This window comes from Exiguobacterium sp. S3 (assembly GCF_018617295.1).
In the GTDB taxonomy this organism is placed as follows: domain Bacteria; phylum Bacillota; class Bacilli; order Exiguobacteriales; family Exiguobacteriaceae; genus Exiguobacterium; species Exiguobacterium profundum.
In genome coordinates this window covers 373196-389973 of record NZ_JACSJW010000003.1, presented here as the reverse complement: position 1 = coordinate 389973, position 16778 = coordinate 373196, and the positions used below count along the sequence as shown (strand labels likewise).

General features: G+C 48.3%; 16 protein-coding genes and 8 tRNA genes. All 24 read left to right on the top strand.

Annotated elements, in window-relative coordinates; all coding sequences use genetic code 11:
• The first annotated feature begins 14 nt into the window (after positions 1 to 14).
• The 24 genes from KNO65_RS10865 (at position 15) to KNO65_RS10750 (ending at position 16755) form a co-directional block, all read left to right on the top strand.
• Positions 15 to 89: transfer RNA gene (locus KNO65_RS10865), tRNA-Asn, on the top strand.
• Positions 90 to 94: 5 nt separating this feature from the next.
• Positions 95 to 169 (top strand) — tRNA-Glu (locus KNO65_RS10860).
• Positions 170 to 173: 4 nt separating this feature from the next.
• Positions 174 to 249: transfer RNA gene (locus KNO65_RS10855), tRNA-Val, on the top strand.
• A 31-nt stretch (positions 250 to 280) separates the two neighbouring features.
• Positions 281 to 353: transfer RNA gene (locus tag KNO65_RS10850), tRNA-Thr, on the top strand.
• Positions 354 to 359: 6 nt separating this feature from the next.
• Positions 360 to 443: transfer RNA gene (locus KNO65_RS10845), tRNA-Tyr, on the top strand.
• A gap of 5 nt (positions 444 to 448) precedes the next feature.
• Positions 449 to 524, top strand: a tRNA-Lys gene (locus KNO65_RS10840).
• Positions 525 to 530: 6 nt separating this feature from the next.
• Positions 531 to 605: transfer RNA gene (locus KNO65_RS10835), tRNA-Gly, on the top strand.
• An 18-nt stretch (positions 606 to 623) separates the two neighbouring features.
• Positions 624 to 699: transfer RNA gene (locus KNO65_RS10830), tRNA-Ala, on the top strand.
• Positions 700 to 900: 201 nt separating this feature from the next.
• The gene (gene rocF, locus KNO65_RS10825) at positions 901 to 1803 is read left to right on the top strand and encodes an arginase (protein WP_074035370.1); all 903 of its coding nucleotides are present in this window, start codon (positions 901 to 903) and stop codon (positions 1801 to 1803) included.
• A gap of 129 nt (positions 1804 to 1932) precedes the next feature.
• On the top strand, positions 1933 to 2508 hold the full coding sequence (gene sigW, locus KNO65_RS10820) for an RNA polymerase sigma factor SigW (protein ID WP_012727640.1): 576 nt from the start codon (positions 1933 to 1935) through the stop codon (positions 2506 to 2508).
• Positions 2505 to 3140, top strand: a complete 636-nt coding sequence (locus KNO65_RS10815; protein ID WP_078147861.1) for an RseA family anti-sigma factor — start codon at positions 2505 to 2507, stop codon at positions 3138 to 3140. The genes sigW and KNO65_RS10815 overlap by 4 nt, the downstream gene beginning before the upstream one ends.
• Before the next feature lie 127 nt (positions 3141 to 3267).
• Positions 3268 to 4128, top strand: a complete 861-nt coding sequence (gene cdaA, locus KNO65_RS10810; protein WP_012727638.1) for a diadenylate cyclase CdaA — start codon at positions 3268 to 3270, stop codon at positions 4126 to 4128.
• On the top strand, positions 4129 to 5409 hold the full coding sequence (locus tag KNO65_RS10805; protein ID WP_214784132.1) for a CdaR family protein: 1281 nt from the start codon (positions 4129 to 4131) through the stop codon (positions 5407 to 5409). It begins immediately after the preceding gene.
• Positions 5410 to 5445: 36 nt separating this feature from the next.
• Positions 5446 to 6804, top strand: a complete 1359-nt coding sequence (gene glmM, locus KNO65_RS10800; protein ID WP_078147859.1) for a phosphoglucosamine mutase — start codon at positions 5446 to 5448, stop codon at positions 6802 to 6804.
• A gap of 358 nt (positions 6805 to 7162) precedes the next feature.
• Positions 7163 to 8959, top strand: a complete 1797-nt coding sequence (glmS, locus tag KNO65_RS10795; RefSeq protein ID WP_211782064.1) for a glutamine--fructose-6-phosphate transaminase (isomerizing) — start codon at positions 7163 to 7165, stop codon at positions 8957 to 8959.
• 140 nt (positions 8960 to 9099) lie between these two features.
• Entirely contained in the window at positions 9100 to 9663 is a 564-nt protein-coding gene (locus tag KNO65_RS10790; protein WP_214784129.1) for a YdhK family protein, read from the top strand.
• Positions 9664 to 9778: 115 nt separating this feature from the next.
• Positions 9779 to 10258, top strand: a complete 480-nt coding sequence (locus KNO65_RS10785) for a DUF2975 domain-containing protein (protein WP_078147856.1) — start codon at positions 9779 to 9781, stop codon at positions 10256 to 10258.
• A 10-nt stretch (positions 10259 to 10268) separates the two neighbouring features.
• Entirely contained in the window at positions 10269 to 10487 is a 219-nt protein-coding gene (locus KNO65_RS10780; RefSeq protein WP_214784126.1) for a helix-turn-helix domain-containing protein, read from the top strand.
• A gap of 81 nt (positions 10488 to 10568) precedes the next feature.
• On the top strand, positions 10569 to 11255 hold the full coding sequence (locus KNO65_RS10775) for a DUF975 family protein (protein ID WP_214784124.1): 687 nt from the start codon (positions 10569 to 10571) through the stop codon (positions 11253 to 11255).
• 69 nt (positions 11256 to 11324) lie between these two features.
• Entirely contained in the window at positions 11325 to 12281 is a 957-nt protein-coding gene (locus KNO65_RS10770; RefSeq protein ID WP_214784122.1) for an NAD(P)/FAD-dependent oxidoreductase, read from the top strand.
• Between the two features lie 85 nt (positions 12282 to 12366).
• Entirely contained in the window at positions 12367 to 12810 is a 444-nt protein-coding gene (locus KNO65_RS10765) for a MarR family winged helix-turn-helix transcriptional regulator (protein ID WP_078147853.1), read from the top strand.
• 3 nt (positions 12811 to 12813) lie between these two features.
• Positions 12814 to 15468 carry an MMPL family transporter gene (locus KNO65_RS10760; protein WP_214784120.1) on the top strand — a complete coding sequence of 885 codons (2655 nt, stop codon included), beginning with the start codon at positions 12814 to 12816 and terminating at the stop codon, positions 15466 to 15468.
• A gap of 103 nt (positions 15469 to 15571) precedes the next feature.
• A complete protein-coding gene (locus KNO65_RS10755) occupies positions 15572 to 15856 on the top strand; it encodes a putative quinol monooxygenase (protein WP_214784118.1) in 285 nt (94 codons plus the stop codon).
• Between the two features lie 14 nt (positions 15857 to 15870).
• Positions 15871 to 16755, top strand: a complete 885-nt coding sequence (locus KNO65_RS10750) for a VOC family protein (RefSeq protein WP_214784116.1) — start codon at positions 15871 to 15873, stop codon at positions 16753 to 16755.
• The last annotated feature ends 23 nt before the right edge of the window (positions 16756 to 16778 follow it).

Here is a 16778-nt window from a genome sequence, read left to right as displayed (position 1 = left end):
CCAGGCAAGATCGTTCCGCAATAGCTCAGTGGTAGAGCAACCGGCTGTTAACCGGTAGGTCGTAGGTTCAAATCCTACTTGCGGAGCCAATTTAGGCCCGTTGGTCAAGCGGTTAAGACACCGCCCTTTCACGGTGGTAACACGGGTTCGAATCCCGTACGGGTCACCAATATGGAGGATTAGCTCAGCTGGGAGAGCACCTGCCTTACAAGCAGGGGGTCGGCGGTTCGATCCCGTCATCCTCCACCATCTTTATTTATTACATCAAACCTATATATATGCCGGTGTAGCTCAGTTGGTAGAGCATCTGACTTGTAATCAGAGGGTCGAGGGTTCGAATCCTTTCGCCGGCACTCCTCGGGGGGGTAGCGAAGTGGCTAAACGCGGCGGACTGTAAATCCGCTCCTTCGGGTTCGGCGGTTCGAATCCGCCCCCCCCCACCAGGTTTGAGCCATTAGCTCAGTTGGTAGAGCATCTGACTTTTAATCAGAGGGTCGCAGGTTCGAGCCCTGCATGGCTCACCATTTTTTGCGGAAGTAGTTCAGTGGTAGAATACGACCTTGCCAAGGTCGGGGTCGCGGGTTCGAATCCCGTCTTCCGCTCCATATTCTTATCCCTGTATTGGGGCCTTAGCTCAGCTGGGAGAGCGCCTGCCTTGCACGCAGGAGGTCAGCGGTTCGATCCCGCTAGGCTCCACCATATGTTTTTTTCTTAAGTTAGTGATGACTTAAGTTTTTTTTTGCCTAAAACCATGAACCATTCAATTGAGAGTACAGAGAAAGGCAGCCTGCCACCATTCAGGCTGCCTTTTTGCATGTTTATTCATCATTATGCTGAGTTGAACCAAACAAATGATAGCGTTTACAATTTAACTATCAAGCGTATAAAGGGGGAATGGCGATGCAATGGTCATATATTCACGTGCCGCTGCGTTACGGTCAGGGGAAATTAGGGGTCGATCAAGGACCGACAAAGTTAAATGAAATGGGGATGCAACAACTTCTTCCGACAGAAACGGTCAAACATACGATTCGTGTCTTGCCAGAATCTGAAATTCGAGAAAATGAAGAACACTTAAAACGGGTTGATGGTGTCTTGCATACCGTCACGGAATTGGCAGAAGTCGTACATCGTGAAATTTCGGAAAATCGATTCCCTTTGATCGTTGGGGGCGATCATAGTATGGCAATCGGTACTCTTGCTGGATTGGCTCAAACAGGTCCTTATGGAGTCATTTGGGTGGATGCTCACGCTGACTTAAATACAGGCGAAACATCACCGTCGGGGAATATTCACGGAATGCCACTTGCGGCAGCGATGGGGATGGGCGACGTGCGTCTGACAGAAGTGGGCGGACGTGATCCGAAGCTATCACCAGAGCATTTAGTTTATATTGCCCTGCGTGATATCGATGAAGGAGAAATGAATGAAATCAATCGACTCGGTATCAAAGTCATTACAGTAGAAGAAGTACGTACGCGTGGCGTGGATGTCATCATGAAAGAGTCATTGAGTTATCTTCGTGAACGAGTAGACCGTTTTTATATCAGTTTCGATATGGATAGTCTCGATGCATCCCTCGTTCCTGGAACAGGTACACCGGTTGACGGCGGTTTGACAGAAGTCGAAGCCAAAGCGATTTTAAAAGAAGCGATGCAAGCAGAAGACTTGATCGCAGTAGAGCTCGTCGAGTTAAATCCGGCATTAGACCGGGATGACGTGACGGCTCAGTTGGCCTATCGCTTATGTGAAACGATTATAAAATCTAAAGAAAACCTGTTATTGGAAGGCGAAACCGTCTGATTTCCTTACAGTTTCCAAACCCGTTTGCTACAATGGGGATGGAAACTTTTTTTGATTTTTTGAAACCATTTCAATATCAAGACGTATATAGAGATGACCGCATGTGTAGCGGAGAGGGGAAGTGGATTGATGGAACGGCTGACCACCCGTTTGGTTGATGAATTGAGGGCGGGGAATCACGATTCGTTTGCCGAACTGGTAGAACTATACAAGGATGGCGTCTTTGCAATCGCCTATAAAATTTTGTATGATCGTGGCGAAGCAGAGGACGCTGCCCAAGAGGCGTTCATTCGTGCCTATACACGAATCGATACGTACGACGCGCAATATAAGTTCAAAACATGGCTCTATCGAATCACGACAAACGTTGCCATCGACCGATTGAGGAAGCGGAAGCCTGAATATTCGATGGATGCCGAAATTGCGGGTACAGACGGTTTGACTTATCAAGACCACTTAGCTGATGAAGCGCCCCAACCCGATGCCCAAGTGGTTCATCGCGAAATTCGAAGTGAAATGCATGAGGCAATCAAGCAACTTCCAGACAAATATCGCATTCCGTTATTATTAAAATATGTAGATGATTTGTCGCTTAAAGAAATCAGCGTGATGATCGACATGCCGGTCGCAACGGTTAAGACAAGGATCTTCCGGGGAAGAGAAATGTTAAAAACAATCTTTCAAAATAGGGAGGGGTTCAATTGACTCCTGAAGAAAAAGTACAACAATATTTGGAAGATGGCGTTTTGCCCGAAGAATCTGACGAATTGCGTCAATTGTTAGAGGACGATGAATTATATGAATCGTATCTACAATATGAACGAATCGACGCAGAACTGAAAGCATTGCCTCGTCCAAAGTTATCAGCAGATTTTACGGCCCGAGTGATGGCCGCTTTACCTGAAACTCCTGTACAAACAGCACCTGATCCCGTCGTACCGTTTTCAAAATCAGTTCGAAAAGAACGCAAACCGCATTCGAAACAAATGCAATGGTTGCAACGGCACCCAGGTTTGATTGCGGCCGTACTGTTCTTTAGTTTGATGTCTAGTGCGACACTCGGACTATGGAGCAGCGCTTCAGAGACGATGACCTATACAAAAGTACCAGGTGTGATCGTATCTGAGAATGAAGTCATTGTCCCGGCCGGTGTCACGGTTGAAAAAGACATCACGGTCCAAGGTGGCGATTTACGGATTGAAGGTACTGTCAATGGGAACGCGACAGCCGTCAATGGTCGTGCCTATTTAGCAAGTGCCGGTCAAGTGACAGGTGAACTCGAACAGATCGATCAGATGTTCGAATGGATTTGGTACTCGATGAAACAACTTTTCTAAAGACGCTTCCGGCGTCTTTTTTTCGTTTCAATCTGGTTTCGTTTTGACGTGACGCAATGCGTATCTATAGAAATGATGATATAATGGAATTTGCACGATTTAGCTAGGTAGTTGAGGAGGGGAGCATTTGCCGCTACTTGAACAAGTATCATTTTTCTCATTTTTAAATCTTTCAGAAAACGTACATTGGTACGATTATTTGAATGATGTTTTAGATATCGTCGTCGTCACGTATGTCATTTACAAGTTGATGATGATTGTGCGTGGGACAAAAGCAGTACAATTAATTAAAGGGATTTCCATCATTCTAGTCAGTTGGTTCTTGAGCGGTTTCTTCGGATTGAAGACGCTCCAGTTCTTGCTAAATCAGGTGATCACGTACGGTCTCCTCGGAATTATCATCATTTTTCAGCCAGAGTTGAGACGTGGTCTTGAACACCTCGGACGAACGAGTAACTTATTCAGTCGTACGGGAACAAGTGATGAGGAGCAACAACGACAAATGATTGAAGCCATCGTCAGTTCCGCACAGTACATGTCAAAACGGCGAATCGGTGCATTGATTGCGATTGAACGCGATACGGGATTAAACGAGTATGTGGAGACCGGCATTCGTATGGACTCGCATATCACATCCCAGTTGATTATTAACTTATTCATTCCGAATACGCCGCTTCATGATGGCGCGATGATTATTCAGGACGGGAAAATTGCGGCGGCAGCTTGCTATTTACCGCTTTCGGAAAGCCCGCACATCGATAAAGCACTCGGGACACGTCACCGAGCAGCCATCGGGGTCAGTGAAGTGACGGATAGCGTCACTCTTACCGTCTCAGAAGAAACGGGAGCAGTCTCACTTGCAATCGCGGGCCGCTTGTATCGGGAACTAGACGAAGAAGCGCTTCGCAATAAATTAATTCAAGAACTCGTCATCGAAGAAAAAGAGGCGACCCTCTCGTTCTTCGGCAAAAAAGGAGGGGATAAGTAAGTGATTGATCAGTGGTTACAACATAAGTGGTTTCTCCGCTTCATCGCACTTGCTTTAGCCGTCCTTTTATACTTAATGGTCGCTGAGACCAGTTCTTCGAATAACGCATCTAGCGCATTGCCAATCGTCGGACAAAGTTCCATGACGCTCGATGTGCCGGTCGAAGTGTTTTTCGATGAGGTCCAGTATGTCGCATATAATGTTCCGGAAGAGATGGGTGTCGAGCTTCAAGGGCCATCTAGTAGTTTAACGATGACGAAATTGGTGAAAGATTATCAGGTGTTCGTCGATTTGACCAATCTTGGCACCGGATTCCATCGTGTCCCGGTCGAAGCGCGTGGATTCGGCGGAGACGTCAATGTCAAACTAGATCGAGAGACTGTCGAAATCTATATCGATCGGAAACAAACGATTGAAGTCCCTGTGTCCGTGAATCTGTTGAACAAAGATCAATTACCGGACGGAAAAGTCGCGGGCGATGTCGAAATCGAACCGTCGACTGTAAAAGTCACAGGTGGTGCGAGTCGGATTCAAAACGTCAAAGAAATCACGTTGAATGTGGATGTTGCCAATCAAAGTCAGACGTTCACTCGTGAGATTCCACCGACCATTTTAGATGCGAATGGAAATCCGTTGAACGTGTCAGTCGATCCGAATATCATCAATGTCACCGTTCCGATTTACAATGAAAGTGCGATGATTCCAATCGAGGTCGTCACGAGCGGAGAGGTGGCAGACGATTTCCGCTTAGTTGATACGTTGCTAGGTGAGACGGAAGTCCGTGTCTTTGCACCAAAAGCGGTGTTAGATGAACTCCAACGAGTGGAGACGGAACCGATTGAACTTGACGATTTAACGAAGTCGGAAAAAGTGACCGCTACCCTTCGTCTTCCGGAAGGAGCGACTTCACTCGGTAAAAAAGAAGTAGAAGTCCAGGTGCTCGTTCGTCCAAATGATGAGACGAAAGATGACACGGGTGAATTGACAGAGCGGATTCGGTTGACCGTCCCCATCACTGTCCGTGGATATGACCGGACGAATTACACGATTCAAACGCAAGAAGTGGTCAGCGTGACGCTCTCGGGCAAACGTTCCCTTCTTGAAAGCATCTCATCAAACAGTGTCAACGTGACGTTAGATCTGACCGGATTGCCGAGCGGAACACATGCGGTCGATGCAGATTATGAAGTACCAAAAGGCGTGACCGTGATCTCGCCAAAGACAATCGATGTTCAATTGACGAGTGTCGATGAAGAAACAGAAACATCTTCCATTCAATAAAGATGTTCAATCATACAAAAGTGAGGATTTAATCTTATGGGTAAATATTTTGGAACAGATGGAGTTCGCGGTGTTGCCAACTCTGAGTTAACTGCGGAATTAGCATATCGTTTAGGTCGTGCGGGTGGCTACGTGTTGTCGAAACATTTGCCAGAAGGCGAACAGCCGAAAGTGTTGATCGGTCGTGACACACGGATTTCAGGACATATGCTTGAAGGTGCATTGATTGCGGGTCTTCTCTCAATCGGTGCAGAAGTGATGCGTCTCGGTGTCATCTCAACACCTGGAGTCGCTTACTTGACGAAATCGCTCGACGCGACGGCAGGTGTCATGATTTCAGCATCGCATAACCCTGTGGCGGATAACGGAATCAAATTCTTCGGTAGCGATGGTTTCAAATTAGACGATGCGACCGAGCAAGAAATTGAAGACATCTTGGATGCTGCGGAAGATACGCTCCCGCGTCCGACAGGGAAAGATCTCGGTTTCGTATCGGATTACTACGAAGGCGCGCAAAAGTATCTTCAAATGTTGAAACAAACGGTAGAAGAAGACTTCGATGGTCTTCACATTGCGCTTGACTGTGCACATGGGGCGACGAGCGGCCTTGCGGCTCGACTGTTTGCGGACTTAGAAGCAAACGTGTCGACAATCGGAAACTCGCCGAACGGTTTAAATATCAACGAAGGTGTCGGATCGACACACCCTGAGCATTTGGCTGAGTTCGTCCGTGAAAAAGGAGCGGACATGGGACTTGCCTTCGATGGGGACGGAGACCGTTTGATTGCGATTGACGAGAACGGTGAAATCGTCGACGGAGACAAGATCATGTATATTTGCGGGAAATACTTGAGTGAAAAAGGGCGTCTCAAAGACAACACGATTGTCGCGACGGTCATGAGTAACCTTGGTTTCCATAAAGCCGTTGAAGAAGCGGGCATGACGGCGCTTCAAACAGCAGTGGGTGACCGCTATGTCGTTGAAGAAATGAAAAAACATCAATATACACTCGGTGGCGAACAATCAGGTCATTTGATTTTCCTCGATCACTCGACAACGGGTGACGGTATGTTATCTGGTGTGCAATTGGCAGAAATCGTGAAATCGACAGGGCGTAAACTGTCTGAATTAGCGGCAGAGATGCCAGTTTATCCGCAAAAGCTCGTGAACATTCGTGTGACGAATAAAAACGATGCGATGAACGGAGAGCGTGTCTTGGCAACGATTCAAGAAGCGGAAGCGGAAATGGCCGGAAACGGTCGAATCCTCGTCCGTGCATCAGGTACAGAACCACTTGTTCGTGTCATGGCTGAAGCCCCGACAGCGGAAGAGTGTGACCGTTACGTTGAAAAAATCGCGCAAGTCGTACGCGAAGATTACGGTGTAGACGGATAAAATTTTCAAAACCGGGAATAACACAAGGGAATCCACATCGGATTCCCTTTTTGTTTCCGTTTTGTCATCGAGAAAACAGCGGATTTTCTTGACGAATGGGGGTGTGATTTGTACTATTAAGAGCGTGACCTTGGAAACGGAAGGACACAAGAGTACGAACAAGCGCCAGAACTCTGCGGAGTTGACGAGGTTGGAGGTTATCGAGATTTCGGCGGATGCCTCCTCGTCGCCTGTCACGACGACAAACATGCTTTTAAAACGCCCGGGCGACCGGACGGACAAAGAAGCGTGTACTGACAGCTCTTAGAAAAAGCCCGTTTCCTTTTTCGAGAAATCGAAGAATAGAGGAGATTTGTTTATGTGTGGAATTGTAGGAATGATTGGGAATACCGGAGCGAAGGAAGTCCTTCTCAAAGGTCTTGAAAAACTCGAGTACCGTGGTTATGACTCGGCAGGTCTTGCGTTGATGCATGAGAATGTCAACGTTCACAAAGAAGTCGGTCGCATTGCTGCGCTACGCGAAATCATCCCAGCAGAAGTAGACGGCACGATTGGAATCGGCCACACACGTTGGGCGACACATGGGGTACCGAGCGTACCGAACGCCCACCCGCATCAAAGTACAACTGGACGCTTCACGCTCGTGCATAACGGCGTAATCGAGAACGACGAGCTCATCAAGAAGACGCTCGACGTCCCGTTCCTTTCAGAGACGGACACAGAAGTCATCGTCCAGCTCATGGAGAAGCACTTCGTCGAGCTCGGCGATGTCGAGGCGGCGTTCCGTAAGACGCTTTCGGACCTCCACGGTTCGTACGCGATCGCGATGATCGACTCAGAGGACAAAGAGCGCCTCTATATCGGCAAGAACAAGTCACCGCTCCTCGTCGGACTTGGCGACGGCACGTTCAACGTCGTCGCATCAGACGCGATGGCGATGCTCCAGGTGACAGACCAGTACCTCGAGCTCCACGATGGTGAGATCGTCATCCTCACACGTGAGTCGGCGACGATCAAGACGCTCGACGGCGAAGTACTCGAGCGTGCACCATACACGGCCGAGATCGATGCGTCAGACATCGAGAAGGGCACGTACGCGCACTACATGTTGAAAGAGATGGACGAACAGCCAGCCGTCATCCGTAACATCATCCAGCACTACCAGAATGAGAACGGCGACATCGAGCTCGCAGAAGGCGTGCGTGAACTCGTTTCGGAAGCAGACCGCGTCTATATCGTCGCATGTGGTACAAGTTACCACGCTGGTCTTGTCGGGAAGCAATTGATTGAGCGCGTTGCAGGTGTACCGACTGAAGTACACGTCGCATCAGAGTTCGGTTACAACATGCCACTTTTGACAGAGAAGCCACTCTTCCTCTTCATCTCACAATCAGGTGAGACAGCGGACAGCCGTGCCGTCCTCGTCGAAGTGAAAAAATTGGGCCATAAAGCGCTCACGTTAACGAACGTGGCAGGATCGACATTGTCACGTGAAGCGAACGAGACGATGCTCCTCCACGCAGGACCAGAGATCGCGGTCGCCTCGACGAAAGCATACACGGCACAGATTGCCGTCCTCGCAATTCTCGCATACGACATCGCTCGTGCGAACGGGAAGAAACTACCGTTTGATCTCATGCAAGAACTTGCACTCGTTGCGACAACGATGGACTCGATCATGGCACAAAAAGAAATCTTTGAAGAGCTTGCAGATAAGTTCTTGAAAGAGTCACGTAACGCATTCTTCCTCGGACGTGGATTGGATTCATATGTAGGTCTCGAAGGCGCATTGAAGCTGAAAGAGATTTCATATATCCAAGCAGAAGGGTACCCAGGTGGGGAACTCAAGCACGGTCCGATCGCCTTGATTGAAGACGGGACACCAGTCATCACGCTCGTGTCTCAACCAAACACACACCTCAACATCCGTGGAAACATCAAGGAAGTTGTGGCGCGTGGTGCCATCGCATGTACGATTTCAATGGAAGGAATGGAGCATGAGAACGACGCATTCGTTCTTCCACGTGTTGAACCACTTCTCACGCCACTCGTGACGGTTCTTCCACTTCAACTCATCTCGTACTATGCAGCACTTGCTCGTGACTGCGATGTCGACAAGCCACGTAACTTGGCGAAGTCTGTAACGGTTGAATAATGTTCAAGACCAAAATCTTTCGGGATTTTGGTCTTTTTTGTTGCAATGAGTTAACAAATCATCGTAATGTTCTCAAATATGTCTGTTCATTCTCCGGAACGGGTACACTCAACATGAAAATGAAGAGAAGGAGAGATTCGATGAAACAGAAGAAATGGATGACAGGTCTCGGTGTCATGATTCTCGCGACATCATTGGCCGCTTGTGGGGATACGGTAGAGGACACATCGATGGAGATGTCAGAAGAGCAAAGCATGGACCATTCAGCGATGGATCACTCCGGGTCTGGAGAAGTTCCAGACGGGCTGATGGAAGCCAGTGATCCGACTTTTCCAGTCGGATCAACCGCGATGATGACAGCGGATCACATGCCAGGGATGGAAGGCGTGGAGGCGACGATTGTCGGTGCATATGATACGACGGTCTACGCCGTCAGCTATACACCGACTACAGGTGGTGACCCGGTAGAGGATCACAAATGGGTGATTCACGAAGAACTGGACAATCCAGATGAGGCGCCTTTGTCTGAAGGGGATGAGGTCGTATTGGCCGCCGACCATATGGAAGGGATGGACGGCGCAGAAGCGACAATCGATACAGCGGAAGAGACGACCGTTTACATGGTTGATTACACGACCGAAGACGGGGAAGAGGTCACAAACCATAAATGGGTGACCGAAAGTGAATTAGAAGCAATGAAATGAATGTGATAGACCTCGAGTACATCTCGTGGTCTATTTTTTTCGATAAATATTTATTGATAAACGATAAATCGTGGCATATGATAAAGAAAATAAAACTAAATGAGGTGTTTGGCAGATGAAACGGGAAACCATCTTTTTGAAACTAGCAGTGATTGTCTTGTCGCTCCCGATTCTCGCGGCCTGTATCTTTTTACTCCCTTTCCTTTGGCGAGAGGCGGTGGAGAGCGGAGGATGGATTGCAAATTCGATGCGACCGATTATTGGAGGGATGTATGTAGCAGCGATTCCCTTTTTCGTTGCCTTGTCACAGTCATTCATCTTACTTGGATTGATTGATCGGAATGAGGCATTCTCCTATCGGTCGGTGAAAGCACTTCGTGTCATTAAATATTGTGCGTTGACCATCACGGCCATCTATATGGCGACACTCCCGTTCTTCTATTGGTTCGCTGAGCGTGACGACTCGCCAGGATTTTTAGTCATCGGATTCGTCTTCGTCTTCGCCGCATTTGTCATTGCGGTTTTCGCTGAGTTGTTACAGAAACTATTGAAGCGCGCCATCGACATGAAACAAGAAATCGATTTGACGGTATGAGGTGAGAGAAATGGCGATGATTGTGAATCTGGATGTGATGTTGGCGAAACGGAAAATAAGTGTGACGGAACTGTCGGAACGAGTCGGGATCACGATGGCGAACTTATCGATATTGAAAAACGGAAAGGCCAAAGCGATTCGTTTCTCGACACTTGAAGCGATTTGCGAAGCACTCGACTGTCAGCCGGGAGACATATTGGAATATCGAGCGGACGAACGAGCAGAGTGAATCTCTGCTTTTTTATATGAATTTGAAACGTGTGCTTACTATGCTCCGTATATAAAAGTATCAGTCAGGGGGAGATGTAGAATGATTCAAACATGGACAGAACGGACACATGAGGCCTTGAAAGGAAAAACGGGGAAACTCATCGGTTGGTCTTTTGCAATGGCGATTTTAGTAGAAGTGTGGCTTATGATAGATCCGACGTATTACGGCATCCAACACAGTTCTACTATTCTTATGATGATCAGTGTGGTTGGACTCATCCTATATGTGATGTCTCTTCCAATGTATATCGGATACAGCTGGATCATTTTAGATACGGTGCGAAATAAGAAATTGCATTTTCAAGATGTATTTAAACCGTTTCGGAAGAATTACCGTTTAAATTTAGCCACATTCCTACTCATGGTTCTCTTCCAACTATTGTGGGGGCTGCTTCTAATCGTTCCAGGAATCATAAAGTACTTTTCTTACGCATTCACTTTCTTTATATTGCGAGATGAGCCTCATTTGTCCCCAACAGAAGCAATTACAAAATCTCGTGGGATGATGCGTGGACAGAAGTGGGAAGCATTTAAATTGATCCTGCCAATGATTCCGGTCTTTTTGACGGGTTTCACGTTAAGTATTGTTTTCAAATTACCGATTTTGTCATCCTGGTCGCTGTTAGTTGCGACTTCCCTTGTTCGTCCGTTAGTAGTTGCGCGCTTCGCTGTCATGTATGAAGATACGCGTCGGGCTTACGACGAACAATGGAACAAGCCAGCCTGAAGCATATCAAACAGAGGGTAAATTGAAGGAACGTGCTACAATCTTCATGAAGAGAAAGGGGAATGCGGAATGAAGATTGGGATCATCGGGGCCGGTCTGAGCGGAATCATCGCAGCGCGTGAACTCGCGCGTCAAGGTCATGACGTCGAACTGGTTGAAAAGAGTCGAAGCGTCGGGGGACGCTTAGCGACGCGTCGAATCGGTGACGGACGGGCAGACCATGGAGCGGTATATTTCACGGTGCGTGGAAAAGAGCTCGAACGAGAGGTGCGGTCGTGGATGAATGTGAACTGGGTGCAAGTCTGGTATGCCGACCCTTATCCACGTTATGTCGCGATTAATGGGATGAATGCACTCGCTAAGCGTTTGTCTGAAGATTTGACCGTACAGTTGAATGAACGGGTGGAGAACGTTCAAGTGGAAGAAGACGGAACCGTCACAGTCATGACAGACGTGACGACGCGTTCATATGATCGAGTCGTGATGACGGCACCGCTTCCACAGTCATTCGAACTACTAGGGAGTTTGGTCGACCAGATCAAGCCCGCGCTACTTCGTCTCGTATATTCGCCGACGTTCGTGGGTTTTTTTGAATGTGCCGGTGATGTGCAGATTGGAGCAGACGGTATTCTCGATCAAGAACTGGTACCTGGTGTATTAAAAATCGTCGATAATCGGCAAAAAGGCATCTCCGATACATCACTTATAAGTGTCTATATGGAAGAGACGTGGAGTGAGGACTGGTATGAGCGACCGGAAGCAGAGACACTTGCTGAAATCGAGCGGTTATTGCGTGAAGAAGTCGGAGACCTCGACATCCGATCACGGCAATTGAAACGCTGGCGTTACGCGCAAGCGAAAGACGTATGGCATGAGCCGTTTTATCAAGTAAGCCATCATCCCATCTATTTAGCAGGGGATGTCTTCCTTGAAGCTGATGATCCATCCGGACGAACGCGATTCGAAAGTGCCTATCTGTCTGGGTTACGTGTGGCAGAAACCATCGAAAAGAACATGGGCCGATAAGGGCATCTCTTATCGGTCTTTTTATTTGACGCTATTTAGTTTAGGGCATAAACTATAACCATCTAGTTTAGGGGGTAAACTAAAAATGAAAGCATTGATGCGCGAAGCGGTGCAGTTATTTGAAGAAGTGATGTTCCATGGGACGGAACATGTCATCGAAGCGATGGAAGGGGACGTATGGCGCGAGTATTCGCGTGAACAGCTCCAACTGTTGAAGTTACTCGATCAGTTTGGACCAACTCCGGCTGGGCAATTGGCGCAAAAACAAGGTGTCCATAAAAGCGCGGTCTCGAATCGCCTGAAAAAGTTGGTCGAAAAAGGACTCGTCACGAGTCGACGAGGACAAGATCAACGGGAACGATTGATCGAATTGACCCCAGAAGGGAAACGGCTCGTCGAAGAAGTGGACGGTGCCGTCTATCGATATGTGGAATCCCTCATCGATGGAGAAGTAGACGAAATTGAAATCGAGCAGTTTGTTCGGACGTTCCGAAAAATAAAGCAATTGCTCCGAATCGGGGAGGAATAACACATGCATAAAATCATTCAATGGCGCTGGGGAATTTTCATTTCCCTCATCGTATTGACGGCAGCATTATTTGTCGCAGCACCGAACTTAACGAAACAAGCAGAAGAGGCAGGGAGCTTCCAACTTGCGGACGACATGGACTCACAACGCGCACAAGCGATTTTAGATGAAGCCGGGAAGAGTGACAAGACCATCTCCCTCGTCTATGAGTTTGAATCAATCGGAGAGACGGAGCGAACAGATGTCGCGCGTGTCATCGAAGAACTTAAACAAAATGAAACGGTCGTGACAGATGTTCTCGATCCGTTCGAAAACGAGGAGACAGAGGCACAGCTTGTCTCAGAAGACGGACGCATCGTCCTCGTCCCCATCACGGTAGAAGGTACGACGGAAGAAATCAATGCGTTTGCTGATGATGTCCGTGAAAACGTGCTCCCTCAAGAGGAGACAGTATATATCACCGGGGAAGAAATCATTAACAATGATGTGAACTTAAGTGCCCAGGAAGGGTTGAAAAAGACAGAGATCATCACGGTCGTGTTGATTTTTGGATTACTCCTTCTCGTCTTCCGTTCCATCGTGACCCCGTTCATCCCACTCATTGCGGTCGGATTCACGTATCTATTGAGCCAATCGTTTGTCGCGTTCTTCGTGGATTGGTTTGGATTCCCTGTGTCCAACTACACGCAGATCTTCCTTGTCGCCATCTTGTTCGGGATTGGGACAGACTACTGTATCCTGCTTCTTAGCCGTTATAAAGAAGAACTCAGTGCAGGACATGCCATCGAAGACGCCATCGTCAATACGTACAAGACGGCAGGACGGACGGTCCTCATCAGTGGACTCGCGGTCTTCGTCGGTTTTGCCGCCATCGGATTTGCTGATTTTCCAATCTTTAAATCAGCGGTCGCCGTCGCAGTCGGTATTGCGGTGTTGCTGCTGATTCTTTTCACGGTCGTCCCATTCTTTATGGCGACGCTCAAACAGCGGCTGTTTTGGCCGTCGAAAAAGGCAGGCGAGCATCATGACAGCAAGCTTTGGGCTAGCTTGAGCCGATTGTCGGTCAATCGCCCGTTCGTATCGATTTTGGTCGTCGGGTTGATCACAGTACCTGTCTTATTCACATATGACGATGCCCGTTCGTTCAATACGGTCGATGAGATTGGAGACGGGTACGATTCGGTTCGTGGACTGAATTTGATCTCAGAAGGGTTCGGTCAAGGGGAATCCCTTCCGGTACAAGTCATTTTGAGACAAGATCAAGCCATTACAGAATCAGAAGTTCCCTATATCGAAAAGTTTGCAAGTGAGCTTGAAAAAGTCGAAGGTGTGAATGGTGTCCGTGCGCTCACACGTCCTACTGGTGAAGTCATCGACGATTTTTATGTCGATACGCAGCTCAGTGAAGTCAGCGATGGCTTGTCTGAAGCGCAGACGGGTCTCGGGGATGTTCAAACTGGATTGGATGAGATTGAGCAAGGATTGAACGGGATTGTTGGACAACTACCAAGCGGTTCAACCAATGCTGGGGCACCGCTTGCAGAAGCAGCAGCGGGACTAAATCAGTTGAATGGTCAACTTGGTCTCATTGGGCAAGGATTGACAGCGACTCAAAACATCCCGGCCGCAGTCGGACAGCTCGGTCAAGTATCAGCTGGCCTCACACAAATTGAGTCAGGAATCAACGAAGCGGCGTCCGCATTAAATGCACAAGGTTCTCAGGTCGGTGAACTTGGTAGCGGGTTAGCGCAACTGGCGACAGGTGTCGCGGAAGCGAACGACGGGCTAGGACAAATTGAGTCTGGTCTCGGCGAAGCCGTTTCGTTCTTACAACAGTTGAGTGAAGCAGATGCGCTTCGGGAGACAGGCGTGTATCTTCCGGAAGGGACGCTCACATCAGATGCGTTCTCACCTGCAGTCGAACGATATGTCTTCGATGAAGGAATGGCGACTCAGCTCGAGGTCGTCTTAGAGATGGACCCGTATTCGCCAGAAGCGATTGATACCGTTGAGACAATCAAAGAGACGATGAATCGTGCCGTGACGGGAACACCGTATGCGGATGCGACCATCGGATATGCCGGGATCTCAAGTATCAATAGCGATTTAAATGAAACATCGACGAACGATTTCAATCGAACGGTAGCCATCATGCTCGTGACGTTGTTCATCGTTTTGACAGCGCTGTTCCGCTCGATGATCATGCCACTCTATATGATTGCTTCGCTTCTCTTGACGTACTATACGTCAGCGGCAATCACAGAGCTGATCTTTGTAGAAGGACTCGGCTATGACGGGATTAGCTGGGCCGTTCCGTTCTTTGGATTTGTCATGTTGATTGCCCTTGGAATTGACTACTCCATCTTCTTGTTAGATCGATTCCGGGAAGAGACAATCAATGGGAAGACGGTCCGTGAGGCGCTCATCCACTCGATGACGAAGATGGGTACCGTCATTATGACCGCCGCGGTCATCCTCGCCGGGACGTTCGGTGCCATGATTCCGTCAGGCGTGCTCAGTCTCGTCCAGATCGCGACAATCGTCATCACCGGTTTGTTATTGTATGGCTTGATTGTGTTACCCCTCTTGATCCCAGCCATTACGATTTCATTTGGCGATGGTGTCTGGTGGCCATTCCGACAAAAGAAACAGTCATAAGCAGAAACGGATGTCTCGTATGATGAGATATCCGTTTTTTGGGATAGATTGTAGTGGATTCGGGAACAGAAAGGCAGGTCCATTATTGAAGGAGGAATACTGTATGGAAATCGTCATTACTGCAATCTTGAAAGCCCATCCCGGAAAAGAAGAGGCGTTACGTGACGCGCTGTACCGTGTGATTCCGCCGTCGCGTGCGGAAGAAGGGTGTCTCGCGTACGTTCTTCACGAGGCAATCGATGCACCGGGTACGTTTGTCTTCTATGAAAAGTATCAAGACGAAGAAGCGCTCGATCACCATATCCATTCGTCGCACTATCAGGCGTATCGTGATGAAGCCGGAGAGCTTCTCGCCGTCCGTGAGGTCTATCGTTTGCATGAAGTCTGAAAGGAGACATTCTCATGATTACGCAACCCGTGATTCCATGTATTTGGTTTGAACAGGATGTTGAAGAGATTGCCGAGTGGTATGTATCCATCTTTCCAGATTCGTTTGTCGACTATACGACGAGATTTTCAAGTTCACCAGCAGGCGAGACGACGATTGTGACATTGTCGCTCGCTGGACAATTCTTTCAGTTGCTTGGGGGAGGGACGGCGCAAGAACGGAATCCGTCCATTTCCTACATGGTGTCGCTTCCGACGACGGAAGAGATCAATGCGCTATGGGAACGATTATCTGACGGAGCGGATATCTTGATTCCATTAGACACGTACGACTTCAGTCAGCGTTATGGGTGGTTGCAGGACCGCTACGGGGTTTCTTGGCAAATCATGCATGATGGCGGGATGGACATTCAGCTCGTGACGCCATGTCTATTGTTTGTCAAAGAAGCGTTCGGTCGTGCCGAGGCGGCGATGAACGATTGGATCTCTATTTTCAAAGATTCATATGTATTGGACGGACATACGGTACGATACACGGAAGAAGATGGGGACGAGCTTGACGGGAAAATCAACTATGCTCGTTTCGTCTTATCCGGTCGAGAATTTGTCGTGATGGACAGTAATGAAAATCATACATTTTCGTTTAACGAGACCCAGTCGCTCATCGCTTTTTGTGAGTCGCAAGAAGAAGTCGATTCCTACTGGGAGCGGCTATCGGCTGTACCGGAAGCCGAGGAGTGTGGTTGGCTGAAAGATCGCTATGGCGTCTCCTGGCAAATCATCCCGTGGGAAATGGAAGAGATAATGACGGTAGGTTCGCAAGAGCAGATTGAACAGGTCGTACAGGCATGTCTGCCCATGAAAAAGCTTGATATCGCGACATTGCGTAAAGCTTACTGAAAAAAACTCCCGAGACAAATGCT